This is a genomic window from Ciceribacter azotifigens, from assembly GCF_048159625.1.
In the GTDB taxonomy this organism is placed as follows: Bacteria; Pseudomonadota; Alphaproteobacteria; order Rhizobiales; family Rhizobiaceae; genus Allorhizobium; species Allorhizobium azotifigens.
In genome coordinates this window covers 126,278-144,148 of sequence record NZ_JBLQTA010000007.1, presented here as the reverse complement: position 1 = coordinate 144,148, position 17,871 = coordinate 126,278, and the positions used below count along the sequence as shown (strand labels likewise).

Here is a 17,871-nt window from a genome sequence, read left to right as displayed (position 1 = left end):
GACTCCAATGAAAAAGCTTATCGCCGCGGCCGGTGCCGCTTGCCTCATGCTCACCGCCCCGCTCACCCTGGCCGCCGACGCGCCGAGCGATCCCCAGATCGCTCATATCGCCTACAGCGCCGGCGTCATCGACGTCGAAGCTGCCAAGCTCGCCCTTTCGAAGACGACCAATGCGGATGTCAAAGCCTTTGCAGAGTCCATGCAGAAGGACCACGAGGCCGTCAACGACATGGCGCTCGCGCTCGTCAAGAAGCTGAACGTGACGCCGGAAGACAATGCCACCAGCCAGGCGCTCGCCAAGACCGCCGAGGACACACGTGCAGAACTCGCCAAGCTCGACGGTGCGGCCTTCGACAAGGCCTATATCGAGAACGAGGTCGCCTACCACAAACAGGTCAACGGGGCTCTTGAGACGGTGCTGATCCCCTCGGCGCAGAACGCCGAGTTGAAAGCACTGCTCGAAACCGGTCTCAAGCTCTTCCAGGGCCACGAGCAGCACGCCGAGCAGGTTGCGAAAGGCCTGAAATGACCACAACCCTCATCCGCCGCAGAAGCCTCCTGATTGCCGGACCGATGCTGTTGGCCGTCCGAACGGGGGCCAAAGCACACAATGGTACGGTTCATGTCGCCATCGAGAAGCTCGCATTTACCCCTGCTGAAATCGAGGTGAGGGTCGGCGAAACCATCGAATGGACCAACCGGGACCCCTTTGCGCACACCGCGACGGTCAAGGGCGGCTGGGAGGTCCTGATTGCACCCGGAAGATCGGCGACACATGTGGTGACTCCCGGCGACACCGTGGACTACTTCTGCCGATGGCACCCGAACATGAAAGGGCGGATCAGGGTCATCGCCTGAACAGAATGCGTTTGCCGGAAACCCTCCCGGCAAACGCAAACCGGAAACGGGCCTCCACGCCGACAGGTCTCGGCGCCGCCTACGACGCATTCTTCCGAAGAAAGAAATTCGACTTCGCTAATCCTGAACGCTCGTCGCCATTGCGTAGGTCGGAGGCCGGGATCGAGGTCTTCCGGAAGACGCGAGCCGCGCTTCAAGAGCTGCGGCCATCGAAAGCACGTCTTCGTCAGCGAAGCGTCGTCCGACGATCTGCAGTCCGACAGGCAAACCGTTGGCCGCAAGACCCACGGGAACGGAAAGCGCCGGCAATTGCGGAAGCATGTTGAACGGGCAGGTCATGTCCAGGCCAATGAAGCGACCGTCCGGCCCGGTTGTGACGTAATCGTCATCGTTTTCGCCGACAGGCGGCGCCGTGACGGCGCAGGTCGGACACAGAAGTGCATCGAAGGTCCGGAACAGACGGGCCATGTCCTGCCACATCCTTGTGCGCAACAATTCAATACGTTTGTAGCTGGTGGCATTCATCGAGCGCCCGCGCTCGATCATCGCCACGACGGCCGGATCCATTTGCGCACGCTGGCCTTCGGTTGCCTCGCCGAAGAACGCTGACATGAAGACGCACCAGACATCGAACCATTCGTCATTGACGGCACGGCTCCACTGCATGGAGACGACCTCCACGGTCGCGCCTGCGCGACGCAGTTCCTCTGCGGCCTCGCGGACTAAGCGTTCGACCTCGGGCTCGACCGCGTAGTAGCCGAGATCGACCGAGAGCGCGAAACGTTTGCCCTCGAGACGACCGCCTCTGGCCTGATGCGAAGCGAAGCCGATCGGCAAAGAGGAGACATCCTCATCGCTCGGCCCGCAGGTCGCTTCCATGAAGGAGATGGCGTCGGATACCGTGCGTGCGAGTGGACCGAAATGGGAAATATTGTCGAAGACACTCGGCAGGATTGTCATCGGGATACGCCCGAGGCTGGGCTTGAGGCCGACCGTGCCGCTGAGTGCCGCCGGGATGCGCACCGAACCACCCATGTCGGATCCTTCGGCAAAAGGAACGACGCCCGTCGCGACGGCGACGGCCGAGCCGCCCGAGGAGCCACCTGACGTGCGCTCGGGATCCCAGGGGTTGCGCGTGCCCCCCCAGCGCGGGCTCTGAGTGAAGCTTGAATAGGCAAATTCGGGCGTCGTCGTCTTTGCGACCAGGATGCCACCAGCCTCCTGCAGCCGGCGAACGACGAGCGCCGTCTCCTCCGGCACCCAGTTGCCCTTGGTCCAGGAGCCGAACGTCGTCAGATCGCCTGCCGTTGGGGTCAGATCCTTTGCCGCGAACGGTACACCGTGCAGAGCCCCGATCGGCTCATTACATTCGACTGCCCGGTCGGCCGCCCGGGCAGCCTCCAATGCTCTTTCTTCCCGGATGACGACAAACGGATTGAGCACGGAACCGATGGCCTTTGCGCGCCGGATGGACTCCGCAACCACGCTCTCGGCACTGAAGCGTTGCTCGCGGATGCCGCGTGCGATCTCCCAAGCAGGCAGATCCAACGGGTGTTCGACAATGGAGGTGGCGGTTTGTATGATGCGCATGCTGGCGGTCCAATAGTTGTATTTCGATCTGAAGAGATCCTTGAAGCCGGGGACGGTCCTGCCGGGTTCAATCACCGGGGAAAAATCGTGAGTTCGGCGCCCAGTCCAGTTGCCTCTTTACCGACATTCAAGGCTTGGAACACACTTGTTGCGGAGGCGATCGACTGCCTCGGCTCGCGTGGTTTCCCGGACGCGCTGGGCGCTTCCCTCAGACTGCTCTCGCCATTTCAGATGATGAACGGTTTCATCTACTCGTCGGACGGTCGTGCGTTTGATCTCTATAATGAAAAGATCGTCGCCGAGCGGGCGGTGATCGTCGACCGCTATGTGGCCGGCGCCTTTGTGCTCGATCCCTTTTACGACGCCATCCGCGCCGACAACAGCGAGCGGATGATCGTGATGCGTGAGCTCGCACCCGACGATTTCTCCCGCACTGAGTATTTTCGTCTTCACTACGCAACGACCGCAATCGTCGATGAGATCGGTTTCGTCCTGCAATTGAACGACGGCTATACCGCGGTTCTGTCCTTGTCGCGGACGGGCAGTGCGGCTCCGTTCTCCGAAGAAGACCTGCAGTGCTTGCGATCGGCGGCGCCTCTGGTCTGTACCTTGGGAAGTCGTCATTGGCGCGATACTCCCGCTCTCTTGCTGGAGGTCAGGAATGCGACCCCTTTGTCCAGGATTGAACATCCGCGGCTCACCAGACGCGAACTCGAGATCGTGACGCTGATTCTGAAAGGGCATTCCAACCTCTCGCTTGCTGCCGTCCTTGGTCTCTCGCCCAACACCGTCAAGGTGCACCGTCGGCAGATATATTCGAAACTCAATATCTCCAGCCAGGGCGAGCTCTTTCGCCTCTTTCTGGCATAGCCCGGCCATTTGATCGCCGGGCCGGTGCTCTGGGTCGATCACTCCGCAAAGCTCATTTCGGGAGGAGCTGCCTGGAAGAAGCGGGTGAGATAGATCAGATAGCCTAAGCCGATCATCAACCAGACCAGTCCCAGGAGCTTTGCGTGCCCGTCGAGGTTCCAGAGCAGGAAGAGGTCGCAGACCGCAGCCACTGCCGGGATGACGAGACCGATCAAGGCGCCGAGCGACTTCACCTGTGCATCACCCTTCATGAACAGCGCGATGACCGAAACATTGACGGCCGTGAAGGCAAGGAATGCGCCGAAATTGATGAAGGAGGTGGAGGTGGTGACGTCCATGGTCAGCGCCAGCAGGCCGACGACGCCGACAAGGACAAGGTTCACGACCGGCGTGTGCCACTTCCTGTGCAGGCGCCCGAACAGCGGGCCCGGCAGGACACCGTCGCGCCCCATGGCAAAGAGCAGGCGACCGACGGCCGCCTGAGCGGCGAGCCCGGAGGTGAACTGCGCAACGACCAGGGTTGCGAGAAAGATGGTCACGAAGAGGTCGCCTCCAATCGTCCGGGCGATTTCGCTCGCGGCTGCGTCAACCGAAACGAGATCCATGCCGGGATGTGCAAGCTGGGTAAAATAAGCCGCAGTGACAAAGATCAGGCCGCCGCCAAGCGCCGTAATGAGGATCGCTCGCGGCATGGTACGCTTCGCATCCTTGGTCTCTTCTGTCAGGGTTGAGACCGCGTCGAAACCGAGGAAGGAGTACGCGGCAATTGCAGCGCCCGCAATCGAGGCCGAGAAGGGAACGTCTGCCTTGAAGAACGGCGTTGCCGAGACGAGGCCACCGGGGCCACTGCTCGCGATAACGTAGCGCCCCGCGAGGACCACGAAGGCGACGAGCACCGCAAGCTGCACCAGCATGAGAACGAGATTTACGCGGTTTGCAAAGGCGATGCCGACAACGTTGACGATTGTGGTCAGCATGATGAAGCCGACAATCCAGACATAGGCGGGGACAGAGGGGAAGGCTGAAGTCAGGTAAGCCGCACCGATCAGCCAGATGACCATTGGCAGAAAGAAGTAGTCGAGCAACACCGCCCATCCGACGAGGAAGCCGACGCTCGGGCTGATGGACTTGCGTGCGTAGGTGTAGGCGGATCCGGCGACGGGATAGACGCGCGCCATCACGCCATAGCTGATAGCCGTCAGAAGAATGGCTGCGGCAGCAACCAGATAAGCCATCGCCGTTGTGCCCTCGCTCGCAGCCGCAAGTGCTCCGAACGTGCCGAAGACGATCATCGGCGTCATATAGGCAAGACCGAAGAGCACGACGGACCACAGTCCCAGTGCGCGGTCGAGTTTAATCGCGTCATTCATGTTCCACCTCCCAGGGAGTTGTTGTTGATCTTCTCGGCACCCGCGGAAGGCAAATCCAACCGCTGTTCCGCAGGCCTCCACCCACATATCTTGATTTTGAAGAGGATGAACGAGCGACGCTGGATCGAACATAACCCCAAAGTACTATCGCGTCGGCCGAAGGCGGGGGGACCTTAATCAACGACGCGCAAGAACAGGGACCTTGCGGCCCGAGAAGACTGCCTGCAGCCCGATCATCTCACGATGTCATACCCTCTGTTTGGCCGAGCGGTACGATCGGGAACGTTCTCAAGGCCTTCCAGCCGCGCGATCTGCTGCAAGGCTTTGAGTTCTTCGAGCAACGCCTCAAGAGCCCGACGTTGCGCCGGCGGCACCCGATTGATGATCTCCCTTTCGCCCCACAGAAGCGCACCTTTGCCGAACCGCTCGTCGAGTGCCCGACTGACGGACGCCAACTCGCGTCGTACCAGGGGATCGAGGAACGCTGAGGACGCGCGGGGCATGATGGCCTTGTCCTTTGTTCGTCTCGCAAGGGTCCGCAAGGCTTCTTCGGCCGATTGCGACAATCCGGGAACGGCGACGGCCATGCGGCGTCGTTCCTCCGTGACCGCCCGGTGCTCCGCGTCGAAGGCACTGACGTAAGCCGACACGAGCGCGCGCAGACGGACGCTCGCTTGTGGGACGGAACGCTGTGCCGCCTTCCGTTCTGCACCGGAGGCAAGCATCCGGTTCATCACGCGCCCCGAGCCGCGCAATGCACCATAGGCAGACGGGTCGTTGGCCACGGCTGCGGCGATCCTGTCACCTGCAAAGCCCTTCACAATCAAGGCCTCGATCTTGTCGACGGCGCCTGCGGGATCGCGCCATATACGCCTGGCCGTCTCGGTGAGTGCGGCCCGGTTGTCCCGGTAGGACACTGAGGCGAGTGCGCGTTCCCTCGCCTCATCTGCGATCGTGGTTTTGAACTCCGTCACGGCAGCGAGGATCGGAAGCACGTTGGCAGGCCCGCCAGTGGCCGCGATGCTCGCGCCGGCAACGATCTTCGACCGGTCGTGCCTCTCGGCCAGCTGCTGTTCATCGGCAAAGCGCCTGATGGCGCGAAAGAGGCGGACAAGCGCCTCCCGGCGCTCGGGACGAAGATCCTCAGGCATCCGTTCGAGCATGTTGCGTTCGGCAACTGCATGCGCCTGTTCGGTGAATGCGCTAAAGCCGAAGCGCGCGGTCAACGCCTCGTCGGCGGCTTTGACCTCCCGGACCAGCGGGCGATCCTCGGCGGCATAGGCAAAGGCCGCCCTGTAGGCATCGTTCCCACCGTGTTCGCGGATCGCCTCGATTTCGACAAGACGCGCCATTGCCTGTCTCGAGAGCGCGGGGACCGACAAAGCCATGTGTGCACGCCGCTGCTGCTCGCGGGTGGCAAAGCCTCCTGCCTGTCTGCGAAACTCGACCGCATGCGCACGCGCCAACGGCAACATCGCCGACACGGCGGCCACGGCGGCTTTGCGCTCGTCGCGGGCTGCACGACCATCGATGATCAGGTCGGATCCGCGCAAACGGCCGAGTCGACCTGGTGCAGACCGGAGATCATCGGCAAGCTTGCGCGGCTCGATCCTGGTATCCGATGCGAGCGCGTTCAGCGTCGACATCGCGCGATCCGGGTCGCGATAGATTCGGGCGAGAACCGGTCGTAAGATCGCCTGGCGATTCTGCCACGCTTCCGAGGACAGCTGTGCAAGGCGAGCATCCTCCTCGATACTGCGGGAGAAAATCGTCGCGGGCGGGAGCAGATATTTGACACCCGGCGGGGTTCCGGCCGAAAGGGGTGCGCTCCGCTCCTCGTCGACGTACGAGATACGTCGTTCGCGTTCGATCGCAAGGTCAAGCGCGACGCTCGCCCGCTCCCAGAGCTTCACCACCCGCTCCCGCTTCTCCGCAATCCACGCCAGCCGCCGAGAAACGCCTTCGTCCATGCCGGCCGCGGCCGCAGCGAGCAGTTCGATCCCTCGCCGCCGTGCGAAATCGCGGGCGTGCGCCTGATAACCCTCCTCGCTTTCAAAATCGAGGGTCGTCGTCTTCGCCCCGGATCGACCGAGGCGCTCGACAAGTTGCCTGAACAACTCCGGTCGTCGGCCTTCTCGCTCAATCCTTTCCCGGCGTCTATCGGCAGTTTCTATCTGCCTTGCGGTCCATACGTTTCGGTCGACCTCCCTTTCCTCGAAGCGTCTTTTCCCGGATTTCTCGTCGGTAACGGGAACCTTGACCTTGACCCGCTCCACGCCGTCCTTGTGCAGCGTGACCGTGTCGCCTTTGGAGATGCCACCCTCCTCGAGCGCCTTCGGCAGGCTCACGCCCCAAAGCCGATGGACGATCCCGTCGTCCGTCTTCACGTCTGCATAGGGGCTCTCTTGCCCGTCCTCCTCAGTGGAGCGGAACCTGGTTCGCCCGGCCGCCACAAGCTCGCCGGTGACACCGGCGGCATGGTCGACGCGGTGCTTGCGTTCCCATTCCCACTTCGGTTCAAAATCTTCCTTCGCGGCGTAGAGATCGGCGCGGTCGCGATGGCGTGTCATCGCCACATAGGTCAGATGCTGATCCATCATGCCGGTCGCGAGCACGAAGGTCCGCTCCACCGTCGACCCTTGGGACTTATGGATGGTCGCGGCATAACCGTGATCGACGTTACGGTAGCTGTCCTCGCTGATGACGAGGTCATGGCCATTGTCGAGGCGCACCGTCAGAAGCGGATCGCGTCGATTGTCGCCGGTTGAAACGACCGTACCGAGCATGCCGTTCCTGACGTATTGGGGACCGAGTGATTTCACCCGCGGCTCGACGAAACGTGCGTTTTCGAGGAAGATGATGCGGTCGCCGGCAGCGAATTCGCGAAGCCCGCGCGCCGTCTGGAACTGGCGCGCGCCGGTCAACGCGCCCTCGCCGATCATGACGCCGCGCAAGGCCTCGTTGAGCTTGCAAACATCATCGTTGGTGTGGGCAAGGACGAGCAGTTCGTCACCGCGCGCGCGGCCTGGATGTTCAATCGCGGCGGACTTCCTGATGAGATCGCTGCGGGCTTCGGCCCAGTCGGCAACAAGGCGCTCGATGACATCGAGGCGGGTTTCGGACTCGATTATGCGGCCTTGTTGGGCATAGGCATCAAGGCCCTCCTCGACCCTGCCGCGCGCAAACAGCCGCGATGCGTGACGAGCCCAGGAATCGCGCTGGCGGCGCACACCGGACAGTTCTGCAAATCCGATCCGTTCAGTCACTGCCCTGAATGCGGCGCCCGCCTGGATCGGCTGCAACTGCATGGCGTCGCCGACGAGCACGACCTTTGCGCCTGCCTTCGCGACGAGGTCAAGGACGCGTGACATCTGTTGCGAGGAGACCATGCCGGCCTCGTCAATCACCAGGACGTCACCGCGTTTGAGGTGTTCCCGGCCGGCGGCCCAGGCCAGTTCCCAGGACGCCAGCGTACGCGATCTGATCCCGGAACCGTCCGCCAGCCCTTCGGCCGCCTTGCCGGCAAGTGCGGCGCCGATCACCCGACGGTTATCGCTTTCCCAGGCGATGCGCGCGGCCGAAAGCAGGGTCGACTTTCCTGCGCCCGCAAGACCGACGACTGCCGCAATGGCATGGTCACCGGTCACGTGACGGATGGCATCAACCTGCTCTGGATCGAAACGGAGGGGCTTTTGTGGATCCTGCTCCATCTGTGTAATCGCGGCGGCGACCCTATCGACCGAGATCGCAAAGCCACCGCGCTTCGACAGAACGCGCGCCGACCGTGCCATGTCATATTCGGTGCGCAGGATTTCGCGCGTCGTGAAGATCGCCGGTTCCGTCACCTGACCCGTTTCGGCGGTAAGCCCCTGAGGCCTCAGCAGAAGCAGGCTTTCAGAGCTCATAAGCTTCGCGCGGATGTTTGCGAATTCCACCGGATCGTCAACATAGCGATGAAGCGCCCTGGCGATGTCCCTCTCGCTAAAGGTGGAACGTTCATTTGCGAGCTGTCTGAGGAGAAGCTCGGGATCGGCCATAAGCCGATCGGACATCGCCTGCCGGTGTGCCAGGTCGGCGGGCGCGAAGTACATCTCCGTGCCCCTGCGCGCGAGCGCCGCCTTCTCCGGCCCGAGGTGTCTTTGGGCAATCCCCCCCAGGCCCTGTTCGGCATAGGATCGACCATCAAGACGGATGTCATGGCCGGCAAGCGCCAGATGACGGTTGGCGGTTTCCGCCCACGCGATCTTCCATTCCTTCATGCTTTCCTTATCGCCAGCCCAGAGCCTGTAGACGATCTTCCCGCTTGGTCTGTCCGGCGTGACGACGCGCAACGGCTCGCCGTTCTCGCCAAGCACAGGAACCTTCTTCGGGCCGAAGCCTGCCTCCGTCAGGGGCCGCAAGTTCGTCATCAGATGGATGTGCGGATTGCCGTCCTTGTCGTGATAGACCCAGTCGGCCACCATGCCTTTCGATGTGAGGGCGTGACGGACAAAGTCACGGACGAGTGCGATGTTTTCGCTCCGCGTCAGTTCCTCTGGCAGAGCAATGATCACCTCACGGGCTAGCTGCGCATCCGCCCGCGCCTCGAAGGCATCGACCGCATTCCAGAAGGCCTCGCTTGCTCTTGCCACGGGTCTTCCGTCGATAAGCGATTTGATCCACTGCGGCGCCTGATCCGGCAGTGCCAACTCCTCATGCGCCAGTTCGCGGGACCCGCCGCGATAGCTGAATGCCTCTCCGGTCAGCGCGGCCGTCATGCGGGCGCGGTGGCGATAGGCGGCGGCCGAGACGACGCTGCGTCCCGCTCCCCGGCTGATCACCTGCGCTCTGACGAACATGATCGCCAAGACCGTCTCCAGATCGCTTCGAGCACGTCGCGCCAGCGACGTATATTGCGCCCTCGCCGGACCGAACCCATTGTTCCGGTCCGGCCTTCTGCCAGATGGCCTCCTCGAAAGCGTCGCGTGCCATTCGTTGGCTGGCCTAGACTATTTCATTTTACTAGCTTATTCTAGGTAGTATAATTGAAGCGATCGATCCTGTCGAAGTCATGGAGGGCACGGAAATGAGGCCGAAATCATCGATCTCGGATCTCGACACACAGATCGAGCGGCTCCGAGAGAAGCGAAAATTTCTGATAGTTAAATCAGCAGAGCGGTTTGCTCGTGCGGCGATCAGGTCGGGGCTCGCAGAAATTGAGATCGCCGACGCAGAGGTCGATCGGATCGTGGACGAGATCGCGACGCGATTTCGCAAACAGGAAAGGAGGGCGAACGTCGCCGCAAACACTTCGTCGCATCGCTCGTCAAGTGGCGAGGCTGGAGCGCCGGCGGAGGCTCCTCATGACCGTTGATCGGAAGACCGACGCACGGGAGCGATTGCTGCTTGGCAGTATCGTGGTCAAGGCGGGTCTGGCCCGAGCCGACAGGGCATTCCTGCTCGGCGGCCTCATGGAATTGGCGAGGCTCGGTCCTGATTCACCGGAACGTCAGCGCCTGCGCAAGGCCGGTGAGGAAGCGTTCGGGGCGGAGCCGTCGGTAGCACCGTCGCCGATCGGGGAGGCGACCGAATGATCGCGGAGACAGGGAGACGTTTGGTCATCCTGCTACCCGTTGCCGTGACGGGTGTGGCCGTCTATGTCGTCGGGTGGCACTGGTCGCGGCTCGCGGTCGACCTGCCCGGACAGACGCAGTCCTGGTTCCTGCGGGCCTCGCCCTTGCCGCCTCTCTTGCTCGGACCGCTCGCTGGCCTTGTGGGCGTATCGATCCTGCCCATGCACAGGCGGAAGTCTGTCGCAATGACCAGTCTGGTTTGCTTCCTCACGGTGGCAGGATCCTATGGGCTGCGAGAATTCGGCAGACTCTCGCCCTACGTGGAGAGCGGCGAGGTCTCATGGGATCGGGCGCTCTCATTTCTCGACATGGCCGCCGTGATCGGTGCGATCGGCGGCTTCATATCGGTCGGCATCGCCGCACGCATGTCCACGGTCGTGCGGGAACCGGTAAAGCGAGCGAGGCGCGGGGCGTTCGGAGACGCGGACTGGCTGCCGATGCCGGCGGCCGGACGCCTTTTCCCGCCAGATGGTGAAATCGTCGTGGGCGAATGTTATCGCGTCGACAAAGACAACGTCCACAAACTGCCCTTCAACCCGGGCGATCCCGCCACGTGGGGCCGCGGCGGCAAGGTCCCGTTGCTGACGTTCAAACAGGACTTCGACTCGACGCACATGCTCTTTTTCGCCGGCTCGGGAGGATACAAGACCACCAGCAACGTCGTGCCGACCGCCCTGCGATATACGGGACCGCTGATTTGCCTGGACCCATCTGCGGAAGTCGCGCCGATGGTCATCGAGCACCGCAGCCGGCTGCTCGGGCGGGATGTGATGGTGCTCGATCCGACGAACCCGATCATGGGCTTCGACGTTCTCGATGGAATTGAAACGTCAAGGCACAAGGAAGAGGACATCATCGCCATCGCGCATATGCTGCTTTCTGAAAGCGCGCGGCTGGAAAGTTCGACCGCCTCCTATTTCCAGAACCAGGCACATAATCTCCTCACCGGTCTGCTGGCACACGTCATGCTCTCACCCGAATATTCGGGCCAGCGAACACTGCGCAGTCTGCGCCAAATCGTATCCGAGCCGGAACCCTCTGTCCTGGCAAGGCTGCGAGACATACAGGAGCACTCCGCCTCGGCGTTCATCCGGGAAACCTTGGGCGTCTTCACCAACATGACCGAACAGACGTTCAGTGGTGTCTATTCGACTGCATCGAAGGATACCCAATGGCTGTCGCTGGACGCCTATGCCGCGCTCGTATGCGGCAATGCCTTCAAGACCCACGAGATCGCCAGCGGCACAAAGGACGTCTTCCTCAACATACCTGCCTCGATCCTTCGTTCCTATCCCGGAATCGCGCGCGTCATCGTCGGCTCCCTGATCAACACCATGGTGCAGGCGGACGGCGTTTTCGAGCGCCGGGCTCTCTTCATGCTCGATGAAGCAGATCTCCTTGGCTACATGCGCCTGCTCGAAGAAGCGCGCGACCGTGGTCGAAAATACGGCATCACGATGATGCTGATGTACCAATCGGTGGCGCAGTTGGAACGCCATTTCGGAAAGGACGGCGCGACGTCATGGATCGAGGGTTGCGCCTTCGCGTCCTATGCCGCGATCAAGTCACTCGACACCGCCCGCCATGTTTCGGCGCTGTGCGGCGAGATGACGATGGAGGTGAAGGGAAGCTCGCGCAGCATCGGCTGGGCTACAAAGGGGAGCACATCGCGCAAGTCCGAGAGCGTGAGCTTCCAACGCCGACCGTTGATCATGCCGCATGAGATCACCCAGGCGATGCGCAAGGACGAACAGATTATCATCGTGCAGGGGCACAGTCCCATCCGCTGCGGCCGAGCGATGTATTTCCGTCGGAAAGACATGAAGCAAGCGGCAAAGACCAGCCGCTTCGTCACCCCCACGCGGTGAGGCCTCACACCTGTCCTGACAGAAAGCACGGGCGGTCAGATCTCCGTGATTCCCGGCGCGGAACTTGGGAAGCCCGGGCGGCCCGCAGACGACGTTGGCGATCGCCGGGGAAGGGCGACGACCCGGTGGCGACAACATCGGATGATTGTAGAAGCGACGAGGCCGGCCCCGATTTCTCGGGGCCGGCTGCTTTCGGCTCAGTTCGGGTTGTTCCAGAGGATCACCTTGCGGTTCGGGTCACCGCCGGGTGCGGGAGCGACGTTACCGAAGATGACGCCGATCTCCGGAGCCTCCAGCTTGACCGAGAGGTATTCCTCGCCGGTCTGTCGGGCGATGCGGTTCCACGCTGCGCCGATCTCGAAGCCGGTCTTGCGGTGGATGACGCGGTAGTCGGGCGCTTCTTCGCTTGCCTTTGCGGCGTTCGGGACGATGGCGATTGGGGCGTTGACCCGGATGGTGGCGAAGACGCCTTCGAGGGTGCCGTCGGTCTTCTGCGTCAGGGTTGCGATCGTGGTGGCCATGGTATTGTCTCCTTCGTTTGCTCGGGACCATTCCCGATGACGCGCGAAGAGACGGCCGATCTGCTGCGGTCATCTCGGCGAAAATTCTGCAAAATTCTATTTTCCGCCAAAAAGGCGGGCGCGCTTTCATCCCGCTTGCGGGATGAAAGCGCCAGGCGGCCGCATAAGAGAACCCAAATCGAATTTTGCAGAATTTTCGCCGAGACGTACCCCTTCAGGGGTTGACCGCAAAAGCAGGCGGTCGGCTAAAGGGCGACATAGAAACGGGAATGGTCTCGTGCAACCGAAGCCGGCGACAAACCATTCAGGCCGCCCGGTCCTACACTGCAAGAGACTGCCAGCACCTTCCATTGCGGACACACTGGCCCGCGCGATGTTCCCCTCGCCCTTCTCGACCAACCGCAGTCAGAAGGGAGCGTCGACTGTCGCCACATCTCTCGGGTGCACGTTGAGACGACCGCCATGACCATATCGCCAGCAAACGGCGCCGCAACATCTCGCGAAGCTGCCCCCGCCGATGTCGACCAGGCGATCTTCAACGATTCCGCTCGCCGTCCGGTCTCGACACGACCGCTGTCACCTCGACAGACGCCCGCCTGCTCCGATCCGTCACTCCTGAGCAACCGGGGCTGGCATCGCTTGACGTCGGTGAATTGCGCGGGCAGGAGCTCACGGGTCGGCGTCACACCCTTCGCCGTTTGCCAGCCGGTCGATCGCCGCGGCGAAGAGTTCCTTGTGCTCTTCCGACATCTCGGAGACACGATGGCCGCGTCGAGGGTCTCCACCGGCTCGCATCCTCTCGTAATGCTCGTAGCTCATCAGCACGAACCGGGATTTCCCATGCCGGGTGAGCACAGCGGACTCGCGGCCGGCGGCGGTGACATCACCAATGTGCTTGCTCAGGTCGCGTGTTGTAAACTGCCGCATTGCCCACTCCTCTGTTGATCTTCGGCATTATCCAGATTTTCCCGCCGTGCAGGAACCTCGAAGAGTAGAGCTCTGGGCTCGAAGGCGTTGCAACGGCCCAGAAGCGTGACGGCGTCGGCGATAGGCAGGTCGACGATCAGGCAGGTCAGCGACCGGGGGCAACGCAAGGGATCGTTACGTCGTCAGGCGCGAAGACTACTCGCAGACTTCATGGAGCTAGCTTGCCAGCGAAACAGAGCCCGATCCGGCGGATCGCCGATGCGATCAAGTGACCTGTCCTACTTGAACTGACGGCCGAAGAGCCGTATATACATCTTTGTAGATACAGAAAGGAGGCGACCATGCCCCATCTTGCACGCGTATTCCAGTCCGGAAACTCGCAGGCCGTCCGCCTGCCGAAGGAATTCCGCTTCAACGTCGAGCGCGTGGAGATCACGCAGGAGGGCGATGCGCTCATTCTCCGTCCCCATGTCGAGGCGGGCGAGCCGTGGTCGTCGCTGAAAGCAGCGCTGGCCCGCGGCATGAGTGAAGACTTCATGGAGAGCGGGCGCGAGCAGCCGGAACAGCAGGATCGACCGGAGCTTGACGCGGTGTTTCAGTGATCTCGCATCTACTCGACACCAACGCCGTCATTGCCTTGATCGGCCGCAAGTCGAATGCCTTGGTCAGCCGTGTACTCCACAGCCCTCAGGGCAGTATCGGCCTGCCGTCGGTCGTCGCGTATGAACTCTATTTCGGAGCGCAGAAAAGCGCGAAGGTCCAGCACAACCTGGAAACCTTGCGCTTGTTTATGGCAGATTTTCCGATCCTTGAGTTTGACCAGAACGATGCCTTTGTCGCAGGCGAAATCCGGGCGGCCCTTGCCGCGAAGGGGACGCCCATCGGCCCCTATGACATGCTGATCGCGGGGCAGGCGAAGGCCCGCGGACTGACGCTCGTCACCAACAATGTCGGCGAATTCAACAGGGTTGACAACCTGCATGTGGAAGACTGGTCGCTTTAAGCCGGCAGGTTCGCGGCCGTGCAGGGGAATCCACGACATCGTCATTGACCGTCAAGGCTGAATGCTAACGGCGGAGTAAAAAATGGGGCGCGGTGGAGTTGCACTGATCTACGCCGTTTTCGGTTCGCTGCGCTTCGGCTTTGGCTGATACAGCCGGCGCTTCACTTTCGGGCGCAATGCGTTGCGCACGTCCTTGTCCACGACAGCGAGATCGAACCACTCGGGATCGAAATGCCCGCCACACCACCGTTTGGTTTCCGCGTGTTCGGGGTCCTCTCTGTCCGACATGGTTTCCAGGAAGCGCTTGTAGCCGAGCACGCCGCCGACATCTTCGGGCGGCCGGGCACGCTCGCCGTCGATGCAAACCCCGTGCCTAGGAGCGACCTCGAGAGCCCTGAATTCCTCGATCGCGACAGAGTGGCGCCAGCTATCGCCGAAGTCATAGAGGTAGTTGAAAATCGCTCCGTGCTTGAAGTCGCGAAGGCGAACCTCCCGAAAATCGAAGACACGAGGATCGTCGTCGAAGGCATCTTCGGTCAACAGCTCCACGTCGCCGAAGCGCAAGCCGCCGATCCGAAACTCATGCAGGTGATAGTTCCACCAGTTGAAGGCCGCCTGAATGGCAAGATGCACTTGCTCGAGATTCCAGTGCACCGGCAAAACCAGTCGACGCCAGACCTCCGGCTCGATCTCGTCGAGTGCAACGTGAATCTGTACGGCATTGATGGTTTTGAACATGCCGCATGTGAACAATGTCAACCGAAACACGTCAAGTCGAAGCTGCCAAACGTGTACCGTATAACCGTGCGGCAGCAACACGCCACCTTGAGATTGATGGCGTCAACTGTCATATATAGAACGACAAATGACGTGGAGTTGACCGATGGCTATTGCTGCAGAGAAAATTGCTCCTGAAGCGACGACCAGCGAACTGCAGAAGGTAGCTGCGTTGCTCGGTGGTGTGCGCGTGCTTGCGCGCAGCCTGACGAGCCCCCTCGATGCGCATGAGTTGCTTTTGCGCGGCCTGCCGTCCTCGGCGCTGGATCACCTTGTCGGACATCTGCTCATCATCGGCAAGACGGACTCGCTCGAAAAGGCGGTGGGCATGAGCCTGCGCACCTGGCAGCGGCGGAAGGACACGCCCTCCAAGCCGCTCAGTCAGGAACAGAGCGGCCGGGCGTGGAAATTCGCCGAGATTCTCGCAAAGGCAACGGATATTTTCGGATCGCAGGCAGAGGCAGAGCAATGGCTGGAGCGGCCTGCGATCGGGCTCGACCAGCGCCGTCCGATCGATCTTCTTGGGACGCCCGTTGGCGTGGAACTGGTTGAGGATCATCTCGACCGTCTCGAATACGGCGTCTATGCATGAGCCTTTTACCTATCGGTCTCGGCGGGACCGAGTTGGTCGCCTGGCGGCTCGATCAAGCCGTCCACGCGCCGACATGGGATAGCGGCGAAGGCGCCTATCGCGTGGGCGGCCGCTGGAACAGCAAGGGTGTTCGCGCGGTCTACTGCTCGCTCGATCCCGCCACTGCGATCCTCGAGGTCGCGGTCCACAAGGGGTTTCGGGCTCTCGACACGGTTGCGCATATAATGACAGCGGCTGTCATTGCCGACGCCGGCGATGTCCATGTCGTCGACCCGGCAAGCCTACCCAACCCCAATTGGCTCCGCCCGGGCATTCCTGGTGCGGGACAGCAAGCATTCGGAGACGGTCTGCTTCAACGTCACCGTTTCGTCGCGATCCCGAATGCCGTGTCGTCGCATAGCTGGAACCTGATCTTTCTGCCGGGCAGCGGGACTGGCGCCTATGCTCTGAAATTTCAGGAGGCTTTTGCGCTCGACACGAGACTGCACCCACCGACTGCGTGAACAAATGCACGTTGCGTCGAAGCGATCTAGACGCGAACGCACAATCATCCCGCACTTCCTTACGCGGAAGAAATGGCGCTCACGCGCCGTCTCCTGCGACCTGCCAGACCGGGATGCCGAGCCGACGCGCCTTATCGGCAAGATTGCCGGTGATGCCGGAGCCGGGAAAGATAACGACACCGGCGGGCATGACCGAAAGCATCTCGTCGTTGCGCCGGAAGGGTGCTGCCTTGGCGTGCTTCGTCCAGTTCGGTTTGAAGGCGATCTGCGTCACCTTGCGGGCCTCGGCCCAGCAGGCGGCGATGCGTTCGGCTCCCTTCGCTGAGCCGCCATGCAGCAGCACCATGTCGGGATATTTGGCAAGAGCCTGGTCGAGCTTCGCCCAGATCCGTTCGTGATCGTTGTAGTCGATGCCGCCGCCGAAGGCGATCTTCGTGCCGCCGGGGATCAGCACCTCGGTCTCGGCACGGCGGCGGGCGGAGAGAAAGTCGCGGCTGTCGATCAGCGCCGCAGTCATGTTGGCGTGACTGACCTTCGATCCGGTGCGTGGCCGCCAAGCAGATCCTGTTTGGGCTTCGAAGAGATCGCCGGCATAGTCACGCATGAACTCGAAGGCGTTGCGACGCTCCAAAAGGGTTATGCCCTCGGCGATGAGACGCTCAAGCTCGACGCTCTTCACCTCCGAACCGTCCTGCTCGCTCTGTCCGCTTCGCTGTGCATCCTCGTTGCGCTGAAGCTCGCGCTGGATGCGCTCGCCGGAGCGATGGAAGAGATTGACGGTCGACCAGAGCACGTCCTCGAGATCGGGCTCCAGACGCGTGTCGCCGAGCATCTCGGTGAGGGCGTCGAAGACCGCGTTCAGCGCCGTCTGGACGATCGGCTCTTCGGGCAATGGCCTTGGGTCCGGTTCGTCCTGGAAAGGACGATGCCCGTAGATCTGCATCTCGTAGATGAAGCGGTCGGTCGGAGATGAGGTGTGGTGGGGTTCAAAGGCGTCGTCGGCGGGAAGGGTCAGGTCCATGATGGTCTCCGTCGGTTGTGGCCGCGCCTCTCGCGGCCTGGCGGCGACCCCTGTCCATGCGGCGGCGGGCCGGAACCGCGGCGCTTGAGCGCCGCGGCCCAGCGAAGCGCCGGGCGGCGGAAGAAGGGTTTCTTGTCGCGCGAGGAGCGCCGGCGCCGATCGGCCCGAAAACCGGGCACCGGTTTTCGGAACAGCCGATGCGCCAACGGCGCGGGGAAGAAACCCGCCTGACCCGCTGAAGGCCCGACGGCCGTATGGTAAGGGTCGTCCTCGGCAGGCACGCGGGCGCGCCGCAGAAACGCCGACCATCCGACCCGGCCTCCCCGCCACGCCGGATCTGCCCGCACCGACAGGGGTGG

General features: G+C 62.1%; 17 protein-coding genes. 10 read left to right on the top strand and 7 right to left on the bottom strand.

Annotation, left to right across the window (positions count from 1 at the left end; genetic code table 11):
• Nucleotides 1-7 precede the first annotated feature (7 nt).
• Together ACM6UT_RS12530 and ACM6UT_RS12525 are read left to right on the top strand one after the other, a co-directional pair.
• Nucleotides 8-529: a DUF4142 domain-containing protein gene (locus tag ACM6UT_RS12530; protein ID WP_416797676.1), complete on the top strand. Its 522-nt coding sequence runs from the start codon at nucleotides 8-10 to the stop codon at nucleotides 527-529.
• Entirely contained in the window at nucleotides 526-858 is a 333-nt protein-coding gene (locus ACM6UT_RS12525; RefSeq protein ID WP_416797675.1) for a cupredoxin domain-containing protein, read from the top strand. Before ACM6UT_RS12530 ends, ACM6UT_RS12525 begins: the two co-directional genes overlap by 4 nt.
• Nucleotides 859-975: 117 nt before the next feature.
• On the opposite strand, the gene ACM6UT_RS12520 is transcribed toward ACM6UT_RS12525, so the two are convergent.
• On the bottom strand, nucleotides 976-2,448 hold the full coding sequence (locus ACM6UT_RS12520) for an amidase (RefSeq protein ID WP_416797674.1): 1,473 nt from the start codon (nucleotides 2,446-2,448) through the stop codon (nucleotides 976-978).
• On the opposite strand from ACM6UT_RS12520, the gene ACM6UT_RS12515 reads away from it, so the two are divergent.
• Nucleotides 2,434-3,318 carry a helix-turn-helix transcriptional regulator gene (locus tag ACM6UT_RS12515; RefSeq protein ID WP_416797673.1) on the top strand — a complete coding sequence of 295 codons (885 nt, stop codon included), beginning with the start codon at nucleotides 2,434-2,436 and terminating at the stop codon, nucleotides 3,316-3,318. The two genes, ACM6UT_RS12520 and ACM6UT_RS12515, sit on opposite strands and share 15 nt — an antisense overlap.
• Before the next feature lie 38 nt (nucleotides 3,319-3,356).
• On the opposite strand, the gene ACM6UT_RS12510 is transcribed toward ACM6UT_RS12515, so the two are convergent.
• Both ACM6UT_RS12510 and traA read right to left on the bottom strand, forming a co-directional pair.
• On the bottom strand, nucleotides 3,357-4,688 hold the full coding sequence (locus ACM6UT_RS12510) for an APC family permease (protein WP_416797672.1): 1,332 nt from the start codon (nucleotides 4,686-4,688) through the stop codon (nucleotides 3,357-3,359).
• Nucleotides 4,689-4,921: 233 nt separating this feature from the next.
• Nucleotides 4,922-9,535 carry a Ti-type conjugative transfer relaxase TraA gene (traA, locus tag ACM6UT_RS12505; protein ID WP_416797671.1) on the bottom strand — a complete coding sequence of 1,538 codons (4,614 nt, stop codon included), beginning with the start codon at nucleotides 9,533-9,535 and terminating at the stop codon, nucleotides 4,922-4,924.
• A 203-nt stretch (nucleotides 9,536-9,738) separates the two neighbouring features.
• Here traA and ACM6UT_RS12500 point away from each other — a divergent pair, with 203 nt between their 5' ends.
• The 3 genes from ACM6UT_RS12500 to traG are packed head-to-tail and all read left to right on the top strand — an operon-like array spanning nucleotide 9,739 to nucleotide 12,168.
• The gene (locus ACM6UT_RS12500) at nucleotides 9,739-10,041 is read left to right on the top strand and encodes a TraC family protein (RefSeq protein ID WP_416797670.1); all 303 of its coding nucleotides are present in this window, start codon (nucleotides 9,739-9,741) and stop codon (nucleotides 10,039-10,041) included.
• Nucleotides 10,031-10,261, top strand: coding sequence for a conjugal transfer protein TraD (locus ACM6UT_RS12495; RefSeq protein ID WP_416797669.1), 231 nt, complete (start codon nucleotides 10,031-10,033; stop codon nucleotides 10,259-10,261). The genes ACM6UT_RS12500 and ACM6UT_RS12495 overlap by 11 nt, the downstream gene beginning before the upstream one ends.
• Nucleotides 10,258-12,168: a Ti-type conjugative transfer system protein TraG gene (gene traG / locus ACM6UT_RS12490; protein ID WP_416797668.1), complete on the top strand. Its 1,911-nt coding sequence runs from the start codon at nucleotides 10,258-10,260 to the stop codon at nucleotides 12,166-12,168. The genes ACM6UT_RS12495 and traG overlap by 4 nt, the downstream gene beginning before the upstream one ends.
• A 197-nt stretch (nucleotides 12,169-12,365) precedes the next feature.
• Here the strand turns inward: traG and ACM6UT_RS12485 are convergent, their stop codons facing one another.
• Both ACM6UT_RS12485 and ACM6UT_RS12480 read right to left on the bottom strand, forming a co-directional pair.
• The gene (locus ACM6UT_RS12485) at nucleotides 12,366-12,689 is read right to left on the bottom strand and encodes a DUF736 domain-containing protein (protein WP_416797667.1); all 324 of its coding nucleotides are present in this window, start codon (nucleotides 12,687-12,689) and stop codon (nucleotides 12,366-12,368) included.
• Between the two features lie 669 nt (nucleotides 12,690-13,358).
• Nucleotides 13,359-13,616 carry a type II toxin-antitoxin system Phd/YefM family antitoxin gene (locus ACM6UT_RS12480; protein WP_416797666.1) on the bottom strand — a complete coding sequence of 86 codons (258 nt, stop codon included), beginning with the start codon at nucleotides 13,614-13,616 and terminating at the stop codon, nucleotides 13,359-13,361.
• A gap of 341 nt (nucleotides 13,617-13,957) precedes the next feature.
• On the opposite strand from ACM6UT_RS12480, the gene ACM6UT_RS12475 reads away from it, so the two are divergent.
• Complete coding sequence (locus ACM6UT_RS12475; RefSeq protein WP_014763670.1) at nucleotides 13,958-14,218, top strand: AbrB/MazE/SpoVT family DNA-binding domain-containing protein; 261 nt, start codon at nucleotides 13,958-13,960, stop codon at nucleotides 14,216-14,218.
• Nucleotides 14,215-14,619, top strand: coding sequence for a type II toxin-antitoxin system VapC family toxin (locus ACM6UT_RS12470; RefSeq protein WP_416797665.1), 405 nt, complete (start codon nucleotides 14,215-14,217; stop codon nucleotides 14,617-14,619). Before ACM6UT_RS12475 ends, ACM6UT_RS12470 begins: the two co-directional genes overlap by 4 nt.
• A gap of 108 nt (nucleotides 14,620-14,727) precedes the next feature.
• On the opposite strand, the gene ACM6UT_RS12465 is transcribed toward ACM6UT_RS12470, so the two are convergent.
• Entirely contained in the window at nucleotides 14,728-15,357 is a 630-nt protein-coding gene (locus ACM6UT_RS12465; RefSeq protein ID WP_416797744.1) for a plasmid pRiA4b ORF-3 family protein, read from the bottom strand.
• Between the two features lie 145 nt (nucleotides 15,358-15,502).
• On the opposite strand from ACM6UT_RS12465, the gene parS reads away from it, so the two are divergent.
• Nucleotides 15,503-15,988 carry a type II RES/Xre toxin-antitoxin system antitoxin gene (gene parS, locus ACM6UT_RS12460; RefSeq protein WP_416797664.1) on the top strand — a complete coding sequence of 162 codons (486 nt, stop codon included), beginning with the start codon at nucleotides 15,503-15,505 and terminating at the stop codon, nucleotides 15,986-15,988.
• Nucleotides 15,985-16,491: an RES family NAD+ phosphorylase gene (locus tag ACM6UT_RS12455; RefSeq protein WP_416797663.1), complete on the top strand. Its 507-nt coding sequence runs from the start codon at nucleotides 15,985-15,987 to the stop codon at nucleotides 16,489-16,491. The genes parS and ACM6UT_RS12455 overlap by 4 nt, the downstream gene beginning before the upstream one ends.
• A gap of 79 nt (nucleotides 16,492-16,570) precedes the next feature.
• Here ACM6UT_RS12455 and ACM6UT_RS12450 read toward each other — a convergent pair whose 3' ends face one another.
• Nucleotides 16,571-17,512: a DUF2493 domain-containing protein gene (locus ACM6UT_RS12450; RefSeq protein WP_416797662.1), complete on the bottom strand. Its 942-nt coding sequence runs from the start codon at nucleotides 17,510-17,512 to the stop codon at nucleotides 16,571-16,573.
• Nucleotides 17,513-17,871 lie beyond the last annotated feature (359 nt).

Coding starts and splice junctions, on each gene's coding strand:
- ACM6UT_RS12530 (WP_416797676.1), top strand. CDS start 8: ATGAAAAAGCTTATCGCCGCGGCCGGTGCCGCTTGCCTCATGCTCACC.
- ACM6UT_RS12525 (WP_416797675.1), top strand. CDS start 526: ATGACCACAACCCTCATCCGCCGCAGAAGCCTCCTGATTGCCGGACCG.
- ACM6UT_RS12520 (WP_416797674.1), bottom strand. CDS start 2,448: ATGCGCATCATACAAACCGCCACCTCCATTGTCGAACACCCGTTGGAT.
- ACM6UT_RS12510 (WP_416797672.1), bottom strand. CDS start 4,688: ATGAATGACGCGATTAAACTCGACCGCGCACTGGGACTGTGGTCCGTC.
- ACM6UT_RS12500 (WP_416797670.1), top strand. CDS start 9,739: ATGGAGGGCACGGAAATGAGGCCGAAATCATCGATCTCGGATCTCGAC.
- ACM6UT_RS12495 (WP_416797669.1), top strand. CDS start 10,031: ATGACCGTTGATCGGAAGACCGACGCACGGGAGCGATTGCTGCTTGGC.
- traG (WP_416797668.1), top strand. CDS start 10,258: ATGATCGCGGAGACAGGGAGACGTTTGGTCATCCTGCTACCCGTTGCC.
- ACM6UT_RS12485 (WP_416797667.1), bottom strand. CDS start 12,689: ATGGCCACCACGATCGCAACCCTGACGCAGAAGACCGACGGCACCCTC.
- ACM6UT_RS12480 (WP_416797666.1), bottom strand. CDS start 13,616: ATGCGGCAGTTTACAACACGCGACCTGAGCAAGCACATTGGTGATGTC.
- ACM6UT_RS12475 (WP_014763670.1), top strand. CDS start 13,958: ATGCCCCATCTTGCACGCGTATTCCAGTCCGGAAACTCGCAGGCCGTC.
- ACM6UT_RS12465 (WP_416797744.1), bottom strand. CDS start 15,357: ATGTTCAAAACCATCAATGCCGTACAGATTCACGTTGCACTCGACGAG.
- parS (WP_416797664.1), top strand. CDS start 15,503: ATGGCTATTGCTGCAGAGAAAATTGCTCCTGAAGCGACGACCAGCGAA.
- ACM6UT_RS12455 (WP_416797663.1), top strand. CDS start 15,985: ATGAGCCTTTTACCTATCGGTCTCGGCGGGACCGAGTTGGTCGCCTGG.
- ACM6UT_RS12450 (WP_416797662.1), bottom strand. CDS start 17,512: ATGGACCTGACCCTTCCCGCCGACGACGCCTTTGAACCCCACCACACC.